Consider the following 18,312-nt stretch of genomic DNA (forward strand, 5'->3'; position numbering starts at 1 on the left):
AATGTATGATATGAAAACGTATTTTGATAATGGAAAGTTGCTTTGAAAGGATAAAATGAACGGGTTGAATGAACATTTTTGAGCTTAAAGGTAACCGGGACGGGGTGAAAAGCGTAACGTGTAAAAATAAAACAAATAAAACTATGGATTTGAATAAAATGTTGAATTTGACGGGCATGGTGGCTGTCGTGACGGGTGGCGGCAACGGTATCGGGTGCGGGAGCGCACATATATTAGCCCAAGCGGGAGCCGACGTGGTGATCGGTGATGTGAATTTGGCGGATGCCGAGGTCGTGGCAGAGGATATACGAGGTATGGGACGTAAAGCGCTGGCATTGAAGTGCGACGTGACGAAGGACGGGGATTTGATGAATCTGGTGCAACGTACGATCGTGGAGTTCGGGAAGTTGAATATTCTAGTGAACAACGTGGGTGTCGGCGGGGGCGGGCAAGAGAATCCTTTCCGCGTGACAGAGGAGTATTTCGAGCGTATATTTAAGGTGAATGTCTTTAGTGCTTGGCGGTTGTGCCAGTTGGCAGTGCCTTACATGAAGCAGGCGGGCTACGGTTCGATCGTGAATATTACTTCCATGGCGAGTATCAACAGGAGTCCGGGCATGAGTGCCTACGCCTCGTCGAAGGCGGCGTTGAATCACATGACGGCGAATCTGGCGATGGATTTCGGACCGGACGTGCGGATTAATGCGGTAGGTCCGGGTGCGGTGGAAACGCGGGCTTTGGAATCGGTACTGACACCCGATATAGAGAAAAAGATGCTAGAACACACGCCGATCAAACGATTGGGGGAGATAGACGATATTGCCGGTGCCGTACTTTTCTTTGCCGCACCCATCTCGAGTTGGATCACGGGGCAGGTTTTGTTCGTGAACGGGGGCGGGGTGCAGACGCTGGATTAGAGAGGAAAGGCGGAATCCGTGTTTCGCGATTCCGCCCGATATGCCGGTAGATGAATCTTAATGAGGTTTTCTTTGAGCTCGATTCTTTTTGTATTCTGCCGTTTCGTCAGGAGATGCCGGTTCCACCTTCGCTATATAGCCTCGGGAGGAGGTGTATTCTCCTTTGGGCGTGTTTATTTTTTTGTCGATATTTTCAAAAAAGACTCTGAGCGGAGTGTCTTCTTGTTCTGCTTTTTGTATTTTGTCGAAAACTTTTTTGCCTTCTTCGTGGGTGAGGTCGATGAAAAACATGGCAGCAAAATATGAAACTCCTACACGGGCTTCTTTTTCGTCGTGACTGATGATGTGAGGAATAGAAACATGATAATTTCTAAGTTTCTGTTTGAATAATTCAAGTTCTTCCAGTGAATAGGGATATCCGACCATGGATGCCCCGCTTTGGATTTCGTTTTGGACGGTAGGTGCGCTGAGCACGACATTCGTGATAACAAAAGCGAGTTTCTTCCCGATGGATTCACGGGTCGCTTTTGCCCATGCTGGGATTTTATCGGCTTTCAAGGAGAAAAGAAGTTGTGGTGTACCGACAGTGTCGAGTCGTATTTGCTCGAAGTCATCAAGAGTGACAATCGGTGTCGGGTCGAGATAATAGGTTTCGAATGTTCTGTACATTTTCCCCTCGACGCCATGGATGGAATCGGTGACATAATACCAGCCCGTGGGGAGGTATTTTTTCTTTAAGTGTGTTTAGAAATAGGTAAGAATCACCCGTTTAATTTTATACCTTTGCGGGAAGGGCAGAATTGTAATAGTTATTGTTTATGGTTAGAATATTAGTTGTAGAAGATGAACAGCGGGTAGCCGATTTGTTGAGAAGGGGATTGGAAGAATCCGGCTATCAGGTGGTGCTGGCTTATGACGGACAGATGGCTCTCCGGTTGTTTAAATCGGGTGATTTTCAATTAATCATTTCTGACGTGGTTTTACCCAAAATGGACGGGTTCGAGTTTTGTAAAGAGGTGCGCCGGGAGAATGCCGGAGTCCCGATTATCATGCTCACGGCTCTCGGGCAGACGGACGATAAGTTGGAGGGATTTGATGCGGGGGCGGATGATTACATGGTGAAGCCGTTTGATTTCCGGGAGTTGGATGCCCGGATAAAGGTGTTGCTGAAACGGGGAAGTAATGACGTGCAGGCTGTTGCCCCGGAAGAGTTAGTGTACGCCGATTTGAGAATTGCTCTCCGCACGAAAACGGTGTACAGGGGAACGGATGAAATAAGGCTTTCACCCAAGGAGTACAATCTGTTGTTGTATATGGCGGAGAACTCGGAACGGGTGTTGAGCCGGATGGAGATCGCGGATAAGGTGTGGAACACGCGTTTTGACACGGGAACGAATTTTATCGACGTGTATATTAATTATTTGCGCAAGAAGATAGACCGGGATTACGAGGTGAAGTTGATTCACACGAAACCGGGTATGGGTTTTATTTTTATGGCAGAGAAATGAAGATCAGGAGTAAGTTGACATTGAGGTACACGGGGGTGACCGCGGTTGTTTTTCTGGGGTTGTTGTCGGCAATCTATTTTTTCTCGGAACGAAGCCGAAGCCGGGAGTTTTTCCGGGATTTGAAGAGTGAGGGAATCACGAAAGCAAATCTTTTTCTGAAAAACCAAGTGGATGCCGTTACCATGCAGTCGATTTACTTGAATAACCGGGAGTTTATCAACGAGGTGGAAGTGGCGGTTTATGATACTTCTTTTCAATTGCTATATCATGATGCGAAGCAGATTGATTTGGTGAAGGAAACCCCGGAGATGATGGAAAGGATAACGCGGAATAAAGTTATCGAATTTTATCAAGGGCGTTATCAAGTCGTGGGGATGTTGTACGAGTTCGAGGGAAAGGAGTATATTATAACGGCGGCGGCTTATGACGGGTACGGTTATGCGCAACGGGAGGCGTTGCGCGTGATGTTGGCTTGTATGTTATTGCTGGGGCTCGCGATATTGTTGGGAGTGGGATATTTGCTTGCGCGGGGGGCGCTGACTCCCGTGTCGGATATGGTGGAAGAGGTGCGGGCTATTACCGCTTCGAATTTGGATACGCGGGTACCGGTACGGTACGAGAATGACGAGTTGGGGGAGTTGGCGGTGACATTCAATCGGATGCTCGATGGACTGGAAAAGTCTTTCGAGGCGCAAAAGATGTTCGTGAGTAATGTGTCCCACGAGTTGCGTACCCCGATGGCGGCTCTTGTTGCCGAGTTGGAGTTGGCTTTGTTGAAAGACCGTGCGCCGGAGGAGTACAGGGAAGCGATACGCAACGTGCTGAATGATGCCCAAGGGGTGGTGAGGCTTTCGGAGGGATTGTTGAATTTAGCGAGAGCCGATTATTTGCCGGAGCGGGTGAAAATGGAGGACGTGCGGTTGGATGAATTGCTGCTGGATGCGCGGGAAATGGTGTTGAAAGCAAATCCTGATTATAAAGTGGAGTTGATTTTCGAGGGGGAAGCCGATGATGACAGGGTGCTCACAGTACTGGGGAATAGCTATTTGTTGAGGACGGCTTTCGTGAATCTGATCGAGAATAATTGCAAATTTTCGGGGGATAAGACTTCACTCGTGCAGATTACGTTTTGGGAGGATATGTCTATTATTCGTTTCTCGGATACGGGGATTGGCATGACGCCGGATGATAGGGAAAAGTTATTTTCTTTATTTTACCGCGGGAGTAACAAGGATTACGCCCCGGGAAACGGGATTGGTATGGTATTGACACGTAAGATCGTGACGATGCACAAGGGGACGATACAGGTAAATTCCCAGCAAGGGGAGGGGACTGTTTTCACGGTGGAGTTGCCGCACGTGTAGAGTTTGAATTCTAACGGTTTTCTAATGGTGTTATAATGTTTCTCTAACGGCTTGTCGTGAAGGGGGTGAGTACTTTTGTCCGTGTAAAGTATAACCCTCTAAAAGAAGACAATTATGATTTGGAGAAAGCACAATAGAAGAGAAGGTGCGGCGTTTAATACGGAGAAGGTGTTTCTTGCTGCCACGCAACCATTGAAAACGGTGTACGCCTATTTTCAGACTTCCTGCCGAGGGTTGACGGACGAGGAGATTAAGGAACGGCAAAAGGAGTACGGGCAAAACGAGATCGTGCATGAACAGGCGCAAAAGGCGGTGGTGATGTTCTGCAAGGCATTTATAAATCCTTTCATCGGGGTGTTGATGGCTCTGGCTATCGTGTCGCTTGTGATCGACGTGTGGATGGCAGCACCCGAAGAACGGGAATGGACGAGCGTGGTCGTGATTTCGACGATGGTGTTGTTGAGTGTCGTGTTGCGCTTTAGCCAAGAGTGGAAATCGAGCAGGGCGTCGGACGCATTGAAAAAGATGGTGAAAAATACTGCCAGCGTGTACCGGAACGGACGGGAAGAAAGCGAGGAAGTGAATATCACGGAACTGGTGCCGGGGGATGTGGTCTACTTGGCGGCGGGAGATATGGTTCCTGCCGACGTGCGTGTCGTGGAGTCGAAAGATTTGTTTGTCAGCCAGTCAGCCTTGACGGGAGAGTCGGATGCCGTGGAGAAGAGTACCGTGATTTCGGGCAACAAGCACCGGAGCGGGAGTGTCGTGGAGCTGGATAATATTTGTTTCATGGGTTCGAACGTGGTAAGCGGTTCGGCTATTGCGGTTGTGTTTGCCACGGGTAAAAACACGTATCTCGGGACGATAGCCAAGAGTATCGTGGGAGTACGGGCGCAGACTGCTTTTGACAAGGGAATCAGTAACGTGAGTTTTTTGTTGATTCGGTTTATGCTGGTGATGGTGCCTTTCGTGTTTCTGGTGAACGGGGTGACGAAAGGGGATTGGTTCGAGGCTTTTATTTTCGCCATATCCGTGGCGGTGGGGCTGACGCCGGAGATGTTGCCGATGATTGTTACCGCTAATTTGTCGAAAGGGGCGGTGGTGATGGCGAGGAAAAAAACGATCGTGAAGAACTTGAACGCCATTCAGAATTTCGGCGCCATGAATATTCTATGCACGGATAAGACGGGCACGTTGACACGGGATCAGATCGTGCTGGAAAAGTATATAAACTCGGACGGGAGTAGCGATGACCGGAAACGGGTGTTGAGGCACGCTTTTTTCAACAGTTATTTCCAGACGGGATTGAAGAACCTGATGGATAGGGCTATTTTGTCGCACGTGAAGGAGTTGCAGATGGAGTACTTGAAAGATAATTACATGAAGATTGACGAGATCCCGTTTGATTTTACCCGTCGCCGGATGTCCGTCGTGGTGGAAGACAGGCTCGGGAAGTGTCAGATTATCACGAAAGGAGCCGTGGAGGAGATGTTGGATATATGTGCTTTTGCCGAGTTTGACGGGGAGGTACACCGGATGACCGACGAGTTGCGTGCCAAGGCTTACGCTATCAGCGAACGGATGAACCGGGAGGGGATGCGGGTACTTGCCGTTGCCCAAAAGAGTTGGATCGAGAAAGGACGGGAGTTCGGGGTGGATGACGAGGCGGAAATGGTGTTGATTGGTTATCTGGCGTTTCTTGATCCGCCGAAACCTTCTGCGGCGAGTGCTATCAAGCAATTGCACGAGCATGGCGTGGAAGTGAAGGTGTTGTCGGGAGATAACGAGGCGGTGGTGAAGACGATTTGCCGGCAGGTGGGAGTGGATACGACTCGTACGCTGACGGGGCAGGAGATCGAGCGGATGACGGACGGGGAGTTGAAAGGAATGGTGGGCGAGGTGACTGTCTTTGCTAAATTGACACCTATGCAGAAAACCCGGATTATCACCTTGTTGCAGGAACAGGATAACACGGTCGGTTTCTTGGGTGACGGGATTAATGATGCTTCTGCCCTGCGGCAATCGGACGTGGGTATATCCGTGGATACGGCGGTGGATATAGCCAAGGAGAGCGCAGATATTATTTTGCTGGAAAAGGATTTGATGGTGTTGGAGGATGGTGTTATCGAGGGACGCAAGACTTTCGGCAATATCATGAAGTATATCAAGATGACGGCGAGTTCTAATTTCGGGAATATGTTCAGCGTGCTGGGGGCGAGTGCTTTTTTGCCTTTCCTGCCGATGTTGCCGATCCATTTGTTGGTACAAAATTTATTGTATGACGTATCGCAAATCACGATCCCTTTTGACCGTCTGGATGCGGAGTACCTGCAAAAGCCCCGGCGGTGGGATGCTTCCGATTTGAGCCGGTTTATGATTTACATCGGTCCTATCAGTTCAATCTTTGATATAGCGACCTATCTGGTGATGTGGTACGTGTTCAAATGTAATTCACCGGAACATCAGGCTTTGTTCCAATCCGGGTGGTTCATCGAGGGGCTGTTGTCGCAAACGTTGATCGTGCACATGATTCGTACCCGTAAGATTCCCTTTATCCAGAGTACGGCATCATGGCCGGTGGTGGGGCTTACACTTTTGATTATGGTGGTCGGTATCATACTCCCGTTTTCGAACGTGGGGGCGGCAATCGGGTTGGTGCCTCTGCCTTGGAGTTATTTCCCGTGGCTGGTGGTGATATTATTGAGCTATTGCGTGCTGACGCAGGTGATCAAACAATGGTATATTAAACGGTTTACTCGCTGGTTATAAAATGAATGAGTCATGGAATTGATATTTTTTATCTTGCTGTACGTTCTCGGTTGCCTGTGTGCCATGTGGCTCACGAATAGGAACAGGAAGCAGCGGAAAAAGAAAAAAAGAATGTATTAGTCTGTTTCTTTCTGTGCTTGCAATTCCCGGATTTCTTTGTTGAGGAAGATGGAGAGAACGGTGCGCAGGACGACAATCCCGCCCAAAATGGCTAACTCGTTCAGACTGGGTTCCAACACGGTTTTGAGGATGTCGGAAGCGATCAGAAATTCAAGTCCCAGAAGAAGATAGGTTCCCAAATCAGCCCGGAGTTCACGTGTTGCGGTAAATGAATATTGCCCCGTGATTCTTCGGGCTTCATTGCGTAAAAAGGCACAGAAAGCGATGATTGCCCCGTAGACAACGATGATCAGGCTGATGACACTGATTGCTATGGATAGTATTTCCAGATAGTGCATGATTTTCATGATGTTGAGTTTATGTCTATGGTTAAAAATACGGAATCGTTTGAGAAAGGTTGTTGCAATTCCCGTTTTTTAGTTAAAATCGTTATCTTTGGGGGCAGTATAAAAATAAATCATTTACTCATATAAAAATGGAAGAAAACAAACAAATGAATTCACTCCCGGATAACGCTTACCGGGAACTCGCCCCGGGCGAGGAGTACAAGCCAATGATGCCGGCTAACACGAATCCCAAGGAGGTGACGCCTTACTCGGTGACGTTCGGTATTATCATGGCGATTATTTTTTCCGCGGCAGCCGCTTATTTGGGACTGAAAGTGGGACAGGTGTTCGAGGCGGCTATTCCGATCGCTATTATTGCCGTTGGTGTGGGCAATATGATGGGTAAGAAGAATATGCTGGGACAAAACGTGATCATCCAGTCTATCGGGGCAAGTTCCGGTGTGGTGGTGGCGGGTGCTATCTTCACGTTGCCGGCCTTGTATATTCTCGGGTTGGAAGCGCAGTTTTATCAAGTGTTTCTTTCCTCTTTGTTCGGGGGATTCTTGGGAATCTTGTTGTTGATCCCTTTCCGGAAGTATTTCGTGAAAGACATGCACGGGAAATATCCTTTCCCGGAAGCCACGGCAACGACCGAGGTACTGGTATCCGGGGAGAAAAAGGGTAATCAGGCGAAATTGTTGGCGGTGAGCGGGCTCATTGGCGGTTTGTATGATTTTTGCGTGAGCACCTTCGGCTGGTGGGCGGAAGGAATCTCTACCCGTTTGATGGGTTGGGGCGAAGTGCTTGCCGATAAAGTGAAAGTGGTATTCAAAATTAACACGAGTGCGGCGGTACTCGGTTTAGGATATATTATCGGTTTGAAGTACGCGGCTATTATCTGTGCCGGTTCTTTTACCGTGTGGTTCGTGTTGATTCCTTTTATCAGCCATTTTGCCGACGGGCAGACTTTGGCAGTAGGAGAGGGTGTTACGATGCTTTTGAGGGACATGAGTCCGGAGCAAATCTTCACGAATTATGCCCGTCATATCGGTATCGGTGGTATCGCTATGGCAGGGGTAATCGGTATTATCCGTTCTTCCGGTATTATCAAACAGGCGTTAGGTCTGGCGGTTAGTGAACTTGGCGGTAAGAAGAATATAGAGGGTAGCGTGGAGCGCACGCAACGGGATTTGAGTATGAGATTGATTCTTTCCGGGGTTATCTCTGTGTTGATTGCGACCTTCGTGTTTTTCCAATTCGGAGTGTTAGGTAATCTGATGCACACGATTATTGCCACGTTGATCGTATTTATTATATCTTTCCTGTTCACGACGGTGGCGGCTAACGCTATTGCTATCGTGGGTTCCAATCCGGTGTCGGGAATGACGTTGATGACATTGATACTGAGTTCTCTGGTGTTGGTAAGTGCCGGGTTGAGCGGAACGAGCGGTATGATGGCTGCCATGATTATCGGTGGTGTGGTTTGTACGGCTTTGTCTATGGCAGGTGGTTTTATCACGGACTTGAAGATCGGTTATTGGCTGGGAACGACTCCCGCCAAGCAGGAAGGTTGGAAATTCTTGGGAACGGCTGTTTCTGCCGCAACCATTGCCGGGGTGATGATGGTATTGAATAAAACTTACGGTTTCGTGGGCGAGGGTGCCTTGGTTGCCCCGCAGGCAAATGCGATGGCGGCAGTGATCAAACCATTGATGGAAGGTGGCGCAACCCCGTGGTTGTTGTATTTTGCGGGTGCTGCTCTGGCATTGATTCTGACGATGATCGGGGTGCCTGCCTTGGCTTTTGCCTTGGGTATGTTTATCCCGTTGGATTTGAATACCCCGTTGTTGATCGGTGGTATCGTTAGCTGGTACGTGGGAAGTCGCAGTAAGGACGAGAACGTGAATAAGGCTCGTCGTGAACGCGGTACGTTGATAGCTTCCGGGTTTATTGCCGGAGGTGCGTTAATGGGTGTAATCAGTGCTATATTGAAATTTGCCGGACTGGATTGGTTCATGTCATGGAGCGGTGCCGAGATGCTGGCGGTAGTGATGTATATTCTGATCATCCTTTACTTCATCTATGATTCGATGAAAGCCAAGCTAACGGATTAATAATTTACGATTTATGATTTACGATTTAAGATTTTACTTTTATCGTAAGTCATAATCAAAAATCTGAAATCATAAATTTAAAATATAATACGATGGATTTAAAAGATCGTTTTTTGAAATACGTGAGTTTCGATACGCAGAGCGACGAGGCTAGCGAGACTTTTCCGTCTACCGAGAAACAGAAGGTGTTGTTGAAATATTTGGTAGAGGAGATGAAGGGACTCGGGTTGACCGAGGTAGAGATGGACGAACACGGTTACGCGATGGGAACTATTCCCGCGACCCCGGGATACGAGGATCGTCCGGTGATAGGTTTTATTTCTCACGTGGACACGAGTCCGGATATGAGCGGGGCGAATATCAAGCCGCAGATTGTCGAGAATTATGATGGGGAAGATATTCGTCTGAACGAGAACTTGATGATGACCGTGAAGGATTTTCCGGAATTGTCAGCGTTTAAAGGACACACGTTGATTACCACGGACGGTACGACATTGTTGGGTGCGGATGATAAGGCCGGTATTGCTGAAATCATGACGGCTGCCGAGTATCTGATGGCTCACCCGGAGATCAAGCATGGCAAGATTCGTATCGGTTTCACTCCTGATGAGGAAGTGGGACGCGGTGTGGATTATTTTAACGTGGAGAAATTCGGTGCCAAGTTCGCTTACACGATAGACGGCGGTTTCGAGGGAGAGTTGGAATACGAGAATTTCAACGCTGCCAGTGCTAAAGTAAGTATTCAAGGACGTAACGTGCATCCGGGATACGCTAAAGATAAGATGATTAACGCGCTGCAAGTGGCTGCCGAGGTTAATAGCCTGTTGCCCGCTTGGGAACGCCCTGAACACACGGACGGGTATGAGGGATTCTATCACCTTGTCGGACTGAACGGTACGGTGGAAAATGCAGAGATCAATTATATTATCCGAGATCATAACCGGGAGAAGTTTGAAGCTAAAAAGCAATTTATCACGAAAGCGGTGGAATTGTTGACGGCTAAATACGGCGAGGGTGTGTTGACGTTGGTATTGAAAGACCAATATTACAATATGCGCGAGATGGTAGAACCGCATCCCGAAGTGATAGAGAAAGCTTTCGAGGCGATGACTCAAGCCGGGGTAACCCCGATCGTTCGCCCTATCCGCGGTGGTACCGATGGGGCCCGTCTTTCATACATGGGATTGCCTTGTCCGAACTTGTTCACGGGAGGTATGAATTTCCACGGGAAGTTTGAATACTGTTCTTTGGACACGATGAACAAAGCGATGCAGACAATTTTGATCTTGATTCAGCTTTGGGCGAAATAAGATCTTCGGAATAAATGGTAGAAGCACTTGGAATTTCACGATTTCAAGTGCTTTTTTTATGAGGATTGGTTATATTTGAGGAGAATATAAATATATAAAGATGATAGATATGGAAATCAAATCTTTGAGTAATATCAGTTTTGACGAGTTATTCGGGGCATTCGAACAGGCTTTTGCCGATTATGAAATCCAATTGAATAAGGCAGAACTCATGACCATGTTGAAAAGGCGCGGTTTTAATCCGGAACTTTCTTTTGCAGCATTTGACGGGGATAAAATCGTTTCGTTTACTTGTAATGGGATCGGGGATTTTAACGGGACGCCGACGGCTTATGACACGGGTACCGGAACGCTGAAAGATTACCGGGGAAGAGGGTTGGCGACACGAATATTTGAATATTCCATCCCTTATCTGAGAGAAGCGGGGATAAAAGAATATTTGCTGGAAGTATTGCAGCATAACACGGGGGCTGTTTCCGTGTACAGGAAATTAGGTTTCGAGGTGACACGCGAGTTCTATTACTTCAGACCGGAGAACGAGCGGATTAATAGAGACGTGAAGGCTATTGACCTTTCGTATTCGTTACGGGCTATAGATATGAACGAGTATGAATCGATACCCGGTTTTTGGGACTTCAAGCCTTCGTGGCAAAATAGTTCCGACGCTATAAATCGGGTGCCGGAAGATTTTATATGTCAAGGTGTTTTCACGGGGGACAGGCTTGTCGGGTACGGGGTTTTTGAACCGATGTCCGGGGATGTTACCCAGATAGCGGTAGATAAGCAATATCGACGTAAAGGTATCGGCTCGTTGCTATTCCAAAAGATGTTGGAGTCTAATAAATATAGCTCTGTCAAGATCGTGAATACTGACGTAGCCTGCGATTCGATGACCGCTTTTTTGAAGTCAAGGAATATTGAACCGACAGGAAAACAGTTCGAGATGATAAAGAAATTGTAAAGAATTAAAAGACTTTTGTTTCTCTTGTTTTGCCGGAAAAGTGTTAACTTTAGCGGTGAATTTAGCAAGATAAATAAAGCATGACAAATAGTACGTATGTAGCCGGACAGGCTACTCTTTTCCCTTTCACGCCCCCGAAGCATTCGGATGATTTGTGTATTCCCGTGCAGACGTGGGAGTTTTTGTGCCACACGTTATACTTGAAACGTTATCCTTTTCTGTTGGGTCCCAAGGGCTGCGGTAAGTCCTCTATTGCCAAGGAATTGGCAACAGCCATGGGCATGGAGTATTTTGCTTTCGACATGGGGCAGGCCTTCAAGCCGAAAAAGATGTTCGTGGGCGGGTTGATTATCGGGGATGACGGGAAGACAAAAGCGGTGCGCTCGGAGTTCTTCAAGGCTTTCGTGTCAACGAAACCCACGTTGATTTTCCTTGACGAGTTGACGCGTACGCCCATGGTGGCGGCGAATTTCCTGATGACGATTCTCGACAGGCAGCAATCGTATATTTATGATGAGGATTCAGGAAAACGATATAACAAAGGAGATAACGTGCTATTCGTGGCGGCGGGAAACGTGGGGTTTGCTTACGTGTCCACGCAACGGTTGGATACGGCTTTTGAAGATCGTTTTATCAAAGTCCGGTTGAATTATCTAACTTCCGCGGAGGAGGCTGATTTGATCCGTGCGCGTTTCCCGAAGGTATCCCGTGACGCGGCGGTACAATTGGCTAGGGTAGCCGAGGTGTTGCGTCTGGCAGAGCAGAAGGAAACTCTATCCGTGTCGCTTTCCACCCGGCAGGTGTTGGATGCGGCGGCATATATGCCTTTGGGCTATCGGTTGAGCGAGGTGATCGAACGGGTGATTCTCACGAATTACGTGATTACGGGAGAGGAAACGATAGCCCGTTCGTTGATACAGACCCTTTAATCGGACGATATGGATTTCCGGCGGATAGAAGAGATATATGACGAGCAATTTATTGATCGGGATTGGTGGGGTGATTTCCCGGTAGCCCGTAATTTGTTGGATCGGGATCTGGGGACGACGGATATATTGAAATTGATCCCGGTATGTGCCAAGATTGCTTATCATATTACGGGGGAGATTCCTAAAATGGTACTCTCGAACAGGGTACCCGCTTTGTCGATGAACCCGAAGCACATTGCCTTGAATCTGAAATTACTCCGTTTCGAGATTTCGGATGAAACACGGGTATTTGTTTTTTTCGGGTATTTCGTGCACGAGTTGGCACACTGGATATACACGGGAAAGGATATTGCCGGGTTGAGCGAGGAAGAGTTGCTTTATACCCCGATGCATTATGATATGATTCATTTTATAGAGAATCGGCGGGTGGAATCCAAGTTGGTAAAGGATTTCCCGGGGTATCACTATTATTTGTATGCTGCCCGGAAGTTGGGATTTGCCATGGGATTGAATGTCGTGGAATCCCGCATGGGGTACTACGGGGGACAGAGCGAAGACGGTTTGCACCGGGGAGGCGACGGGTCGGAAGCTCTGTATGACTACATCTGTACCAAGATATTATATCCGAATCTGCTGGACGAGAGTAATTATATGCGGGAGGTGTTGTCCTTTCCGGGTAATGACGTGAAGGTGAGGCAGGTGAACGCGATATTGAAAGGGATCAAGAATTACGCCGATCTGACTTACAAAGAAGTGGTCTGGTATGCCGGGGCGTTGGCTGATTTGTTTCATGTAAAAGATGTTTGCCCGGATAATTTCTTCTTGCAGGAGATGAAAAAAGCGATGAAGGGGATTGAGGATTTCAAGACGGACAAACAGATTAAAATGGCGGAAACGGTGATTCGGGATCTCCGTAAAACGCTGAACAAGGATACCGTGTTTTCCCCGCAGTTGTTCGTGAGTTCGGAGCGCCAGAAGTTGGAGTGGAAGGGAGCGCTGGGGGCGTGTGATCGTTTGGTAGAGATCGACGCGGAAGTGGCGGAAATCTCCGATGATTTGCTGAACCGGGCGAAAGAGTTGGCAGCCAAGATACAGGTGAGTCTTGCCATGTTTTCGGGAAAGATGGATCGGACGAGGGTGATATACGAGCAGGATTCGGGGGAATTGGATGAGGATGAATTATATCAATCCCGTTACAACCGGAATATTTTCTTTGAGGAAGTGCTGGCTCCCTCTGCCATATTGGAGGTGGTGATATTGCTGGATCTTTCCGGTTCCATGTGCACGGGTGACAAGATTCCTTTGCAGATTGTGATATCTTCTGCGTTGGCTCTGGCTTTCAACAAGTATCCCAATGTCGTGTATTATTCCATATACGGGCATCGTTGTGGTGATGACGGGATAGAAATCACCCGTTTCCATGACCGGGGGGAGAGGTTGCAATTGGGGAAGCTATTTTTACAACAGGCTCTGAATGCGAATGCTGACGGGTATGCCATGTTGTACTGTTTCGATAAATTCAAATCGGACGCGAAGAATAAATTGTTCTTTATGATCTCTGACGGTGCACCTTCTGCCACGGGATATGATGGTGAAGATGCACGTGAACACGTGTGGGTGGTGGTGCAGGAGGCGAAGAAACGGGGGATTGAAGTATTATCTATCGGGATTGATAATTTTGACCAGTCGGATATGTATGAAGAGTTTATTCCTTACGAGGGACCGGAGATTACTACCCGTATTTCGCGATGGATTCGCGAGAAGTTTATGTCGATGGCGGAGGATAATTCGTTTTAAATAGTCCATAAAATCTATAAAGTCCGTAAGGTCATGATGTCCTTTGTGCGAGTTTATGGACTTTTGACCTTATGGACTTTACAGACCTTACAGACTGGAGGTGTGTCAAAACACACCTTTACAATCCTAATTTCTTGCGGATCGCTTTCGGGATAGCATCCTTGTGAACCATGATTGCCACGGTTTGCAAGCGGCAGAAAGGTTCGGACATATAGAGATAGCCGCCGAATTCGCTTCTTTCATCACCCCATGAATTTTTTGTTTTATAGTATAGGGTTCCGTTTTGGTCTTTAAGCAATCCGGTGATGTGCATCAAGTGATCATCCGTGGTCTGGCGATTGTTGAACGTGAATTGCCGTTTGGCATCGTCCACTTTCATTTCCGGCACGGGAGATTCGAATGATTGCAATTTACTTTTTCTTTCTTTTTCGCTGAGGGTAGTCCATTTGTCAATCTCGGCGTTAATCATTTCTTCCGGGTTATCCGTCGGGAGAATTGCCAGTCCGCTAGGATGGCTAAAGCCATTGTGGCTCACGTCACCGTCCCAACAAACGGAGTAACCGTTTTTAAGCGCGTTGTTCATGACTTCCATTAACTCGTCAATCGGCAAGTTGTAATATTGACCGTGCAACCAGTTGTCGGGGATAGGAAGCACGATAGATTTATAGAACGGGAAAGCCTCAAACGAGGTGAGTTCCACGTAATCGTCCAAGTTTAAGTCCAATGATTTCGCGAAACTTTGCGGGGTATATTCTTTTCCCTCGTAAGTGAAAGTTTCGGGAGTATCCCCGAGGTATGCCTCGATATAGCGCGTGAAACCCTTGGTCCACACGGGAGTAATTTGTCTGTTCGGATTTTTATTTACCCCGTCGAGGATGCCTTGCAGGGCAGCAACCATTTCCGCATGAATGTGGAAATCCCGTCCGTATTGCAATCCGGGGTACACGTCTTCCGGAACGATACCGTATTTCTCGATAGCGTACAGCACGTCATGCGCTTGTCCGCCTTCACTGAAATTAGTTTTCCCGTGGAATTGGATGTAGCGTAGTCCTTTCTCGAAGTAAACGTTTTTGGCAACGTATAATTCTGCCAAATCATAGACCGGCTTGCCTTTCCGGAGCAATTCGGATTCGAGGAAAGAGAGTGCGGCGTAATCCCAACAGGTGCCGACGCTTTGTTGATTTTTTACCGGGGTCGCTTTTAAGTCTGCCACGGTTGTAAACTTGTACCCGGAACGGGGACCACCCTTTTGGGCAAATAAGGTCGTGCTGATTACGGAAAACAAAACGACCATGCATAATGAAAGATGTTTAATCATGTCTGAGTTATTTTTAGCATTTCTGGTTTGGTCACAAAGCTAACGAAATTTATTTATTGACTAAACTTATTTGGATAAACTTTGCATCAGATAATATCCGCCCCACGTCGCGGCAAGCCCAAGTATTACGCTTAACCCGATATTGAGGGAAAGCAAAAAATAGGCTTTCGCGCTTAATAATTGCAGGTTATCCAGCGAAAAGGTCGAAAAGGTAGTGAAACTCCCGCAGAAACCCACCGCCAGTAATAGTCTATGATTGTTCGTGAGGATGTTGGCGTGGGCTAATAGTCCGGCGATGACACCCATGAGAAAACAACCCGCGATGTTCACGATAAAAACTCCTACCGGGAACGCCGTATCGAAATTCTTTTGAATAAAACCACTTAGCCAGTAACGGGAAACTCCGCCGAACATGGAACCGAGCGCGACAAACAATAGATTACTCATGTTATATTTATATAGATTGGTAAAAAATCTTTTTATGACAAAATTAATGCTTTGTAGTAGATAATCTATATCTTTACCTTGTTTTTTGGATTGGTGCAGAAGAACGATTTAAATATCAAATTATTATTTATGAAAAAAAGAGTTATATTACTTTTGAGTGTTACCGCTTTGGTCGCATCTTGCAAAGAAGGAGCGAAGCAGACGGAGAATCCGTTGATGCAGAAATTTGAAACCCCGTTTCAAGCGCCGCCTTTCGATAAAATCAAACTGGCAGATTACAAACCTGCTTTCGAAGAAGGAATGAAACAGCATAAGGCTGAAATTGAGGCAATCGTGAACAACCCGGAAGCCCCGACTTTCGAGAACACGATCGTGGCTTTCGATCAATCCGGAAAGTTGTTGAACCGGACGTCGGCTATTTTCTTTAATCTTTGCGAAGCTGTCACGAGCGATGACATGTTGGCGTTGGCGATGGAAATCAGTCCTGCCGTGACCGCTCACGGGGATGAGATTAACATGAACCCGAAGCTGTTTGCCCGCATCAAGACGTTGTATGACAAAAAAGAATCGCTGGGCTTGGACCCTTTGGCATTACGTACGCTGGAAAAATACTACGATGATTTCGTGCGCGGGGGTGCTAATCTGAATGATGAGGACAAGGCTAAGATGATGAAAATTAACGGGGAACTGGCTAAACTGAGTTTGCAGTACGGCAACAACCTGTTGAAAGAAACGAATGCTTTCACGCTGGTGATTGATGATGCCAAAGACTTGGAAGGGCTTCCCGATAACGCGATTGCTTCAGCCGCTGCCGAGGCAAAGAACCGGGGAATGGAAGGGAAATGGGTATTCACGGTACAGAAACCGAGCATGTTGCCTTTCCTGACGTACGCCAAAAAACGGGATTTGAGGGAAAAATTATATAAAGGTTACTATATGCGGGCAAATAACGATAACGCTAATGACAATAAAGCGGTACTTGCCCAAATGGTGAACCTCAGAACGGAAAAAGCTAAATTGTTGGGTTTTGATACTTATGCCGCTTACGTGATTGACGTGAATATGGCAAAGACACCGGAAGCGGTACATGCTTTCTTGGAGAGGGTATGGACTCCCGCGTTGAAAGTTGCCAAACAGGAATTGGCTGAAATGCAGAAGATCGCGAACAAGGAAGGCATGCGGGAGAAGTTGGAGAGCTGGGACTGGTGGTATTATGCCGAGAAGCTGCGGAAACAGAAATATGACTTGGACGAGTCTGAAATGATGCCTTACTTGAAACTGGAGAATGTACGCGACGGAATGTTCGAGGTGGCAAACAAGCTCTACGGTATCACTTTGGAGAAACGGACGGATATACCTTTATATCACCCGGAAGTGGAAACTTACGAGGTAAAGGACGTTGACGGTAGTTCGTTGGGTATCCTTTATCTGGATTATTTCACCCGTGCCAGCAAATCGGCGGGTGCGTGGATGACGGAATTTCGCCATTACACGAAAGAGAACGGCAAGGAAGAGATGCCGTTGGTATCCGTGGTCTACAATTTCTCGCCTGCCGTTGGCGATGCTCCCGTGTTGCTGACTTGGGACGACACGGAAACCATGTTCCACGAGTTCGGTCACGCCCTGCACGGATTCTTTACCCGCGGCGATTATCAACGTATAGCCGGGACAATACCTCACGATATGGTGGAATTGCCTTCACAGGTTATGGAAAACTGGGCAAGCGAACCGGAAGTATTGAAAATGTATGCTAAACACTATCAGACGGGTGAACCGATGCCGGACGCGTTAATCAAGAAAATACAGGAGAGTGGGCATTTCAATCAAGGATTTGCCACGGTGGAATATGTTGCCGCTTCATTGTTGGATATGGACTGGTATTCACAAACCGAACCGCAACAATTTGACGTGAACGCTTTCGAGAAAGCATCCATGGATAAATACGGGCTGATCAAGGAGATTTTACCCCGCTATCGTTCCACTTATTTCTCCCATATTTTTGACGGGGGATATTCTGCCGGTTATTACGTGTATCTTTGGGCTGAAGTATTGGATGCCGATGCGTTCCAAGCTTTCAAGGCTTCCGGGGATATTTACAATAAAGAATTGGCTGCTAAATTCAGAAAGTATATTTTGTCTGAAGGCGGGTATGACGATCCCATGGGGCAGTACGTCAAGTTCCGGGGACAACAACCGTCCGAAGAGCCGCTTTTGATGAAGAGAGGTTTAAAATAGTAATAATAAGGAGTTGTGTCAAGAGTCTTTTTAAACTCCCTCTCCCCTTCGGGGTACTCCCTCTATAAACAGAGGGAGAGCTGGAACACCACCTTGCTTTGGTAAGAGTCTCCAGCTCCTCCTCTGTTTATAGAGGAGGTGGCGGCGAAGCCGACGGAGGAGTTTAAGAAGTAAATATAGACTTTTGACACAACCCC

14 protein-coding genes are annotated in these 18,312 nt (G+C 47.4%); 10 read left to right on the forward strand and 4 right to left on the reverse strand.

What is annotated here, in order from left to right; genetic code table 11:
- Positions 1 to 143 precede the first annotated feature (143 nt).
- Entirely contained in the window at positions 144 to 917 is a 774-nt protein-coding gene (locus CS948_RS01860) for a glucose 1-dehydrogenase (RefSeq protein ID WP_099290386.1), read from the forward strand.
- A 57-nt stretch (positions 918 to 974) separates the two neighbouring features.
- On the opposite strand, the gene CS948_RS01865 is transcribed toward CS948_RS01860, so the two are convergent.
- A complete protein-coding gene (locus CS948_RS01865) occupies positions 975 to 1,586 on the reverse strand; it encodes a hypothetical protein (RefSeq protein ID WP_099290063.1) in 612 nt (203 codons plus the stop codon).
- A gap of 149 nt (positions 1,587 to 1,735) precedes the next feature.
- On the opposite strand from CS948_RS01865, the gene CS948_RS01870 reads away from it, so the two are divergent.
- The 3 genes from CS948_RS01870 to mgtA all read left to right on the forward strand — a co-directional run bounded on the left by CS948_RS01870 (position 1,736) and on the right by mgtA (position 6,558).
- On the forward strand, positions 1,736 to 2,425 hold the full coding sequence (locus CS948_RS01870) for a response regulator transcription factor (RefSeq protein ID WP_099290064.1): 690 nt from the start codon (positions 1,736 to 1,738) through the stop codon (positions 2,423 to 2,425).
- The gene (locus CS948_RS01875) at positions 2,422 to 3,789 is read left to right on the forward strand and encodes a HAMP domain-containing sensor histidine kinase (RefSeq protein WP_099290065.1); all 1,368 of its coding nucleotides are present in this window, start codon (positions 2,422 to 2,424) and stop codon (positions 3,787 to 3,789) included. The genes CS948_RS01870 and CS948_RS01875 overlap by 4 nt, the downstream gene beginning before the upstream one ends.
- A 114-nt stretch (positions 3,790 to 3,903) precedes the next feature.
- Positions 3,904 to 6,558, forward strand: a complete 2,655-nt coding sequence (mgtA, locus tag CS948_RS01880; protein ID WP_099290066.1) for a magnesium-translocating P-type ATPase — start codon at positions 3,904 to 3,906, stop codon at positions 6,556 to 6,558.
- 116 nt (positions 6,559 to 6,674) lie between these two features.
- Here mgtA and CS948_RS01885 read toward each other — a convergent pair whose 3' ends face one another.
- Complete coding sequence (locus CS948_RS01885; RefSeq protein ID WP_099290067.1) at positions 6,675 to 7,025, reverse strand: DUF1622 domain-containing protein; 351 nt, start codon at positions 7,023 to 7,025, stop codon at positions 6,675 to 6,677.
- A gap of 128 nt (positions 7,026 to 7,153) precedes the next feature.
- Between CS948_RS01885 and CS948_RS01890 the strand changes: the two genes are divergently transcribed.
- From CS948_RS01890 to CS948_RS01910, 5 genes are all read left to right on the forward strand, one after another.
- A complete protein-coding gene (locus CS948_RS01890) occupies positions 7,154 to 9,118 on the forward strand; it encodes an OPT family oligopeptide transporter (protein WP_099290068.1) in 1,965 nt (654 codons plus the stop codon).
- Between the two features lie 92 nt (positions 9,119 to 9,210).
- Entirely contained in the window at positions 9,211 to 10,428 is a 1,218-nt protein-coding gene (gene pepT, locus CS948_RS01895; RefSeq protein WP_099290069.1) for a peptidase T, read from the forward strand.
- Positions 10,429 to 10,537: 109 nt separating this feature from the next.
- Complete coding sequence (locus tag CS948_RS01900) at positions 10,538 to 11,389, forward strand: GNAT family N-acetyltransferase (protein WP_099290387.1); 852 nt, start codon at positions 10,538 to 10,540, stop codon at positions 11,387 to 11,389.
- 80 nt (positions 11,390 to 11,469) lie between these two features.
- Positions 11,470 to 12,318: an AAA family ATPase gene (locus CS948_RS01905; RefSeq protein ID WP_099290070.1), complete on the forward strand. Its 849-nt coding sequence runs from the start codon at positions 11,470 to 11,472 to the stop codon at positions 12,316 to 12,318.
- 9 nt (positions 12,319 to 12,327) lie between these two features.
- Positions 12,328 to 14,115 (forward strand): hypothetical protein, encoded by a 1,788-nt coding sequence (locus tag CS948_RS01910; RefSeq protein ID WP_099290071.1) that lies wholly within the window; start codon positions 12,328 to 12,330, stop codon positions 14,113 to 14,115.
- A 118-nt stretch (positions 14,116 to 14,233) separates the two neighbouring features.
- Here CS948_RS01910 and CS948_RS01915 read toward each other — a convergent pair whose 3' ends face one another.
- Entirely contained in the window at positions 14,234 to 15,433 is a 1,200-nt protein-coding gene (locus CS948_RS01915) for an aminopeptidase C (protein ID WP_255301828.1), read from the reverse strand.
- Between the two features lie 66 nt (positions 15,434 to 15,499).
- Positions 15,500 to 15,880: a fluoride efflux transporter CrcB gene (gene crcB / locus CS948_RS01920; protein ID WP_099290072.1), complete on the reverse strand. Its 381-nt coding sequence runs from the start codon at positions 15,878 to 15,880 to the stop codon at positions 15,500 to 15,502.
- 129 nt (positions 15,881 to 16,009) lie between these two features.
- Between crcB and CS948_RS01925 the strand changes: the two genes are divergently transcribed.
- The gene (locus CS948_RS01925; RefSeq protein ID WP_099290073.1) at positions 16,010 to 18,115 is read left to right on the forward strand and encodes a M3 family metallopeptidase; all 2,106 of its coding nucleotides are present in this window, start codon (positions 16,010 to 16,012) and stop codon (positions 18,113 to 18,115) included.
- Positions 18,116 to 18,312 lie beyond the last annotated feature (197 nt).

Origin of the sequence: Butyricimonas sp. Marseille-P3923 (genome assembly GCF_900184685.1) — a bacterium.
In the GTDB taxonomy this organism is placed as follows: Bacteria; Bacteroidota; Bacteroidia; order Bacteroidales; family Marinifilaceae; genus Butyricimonas; species Butyricimonas muris.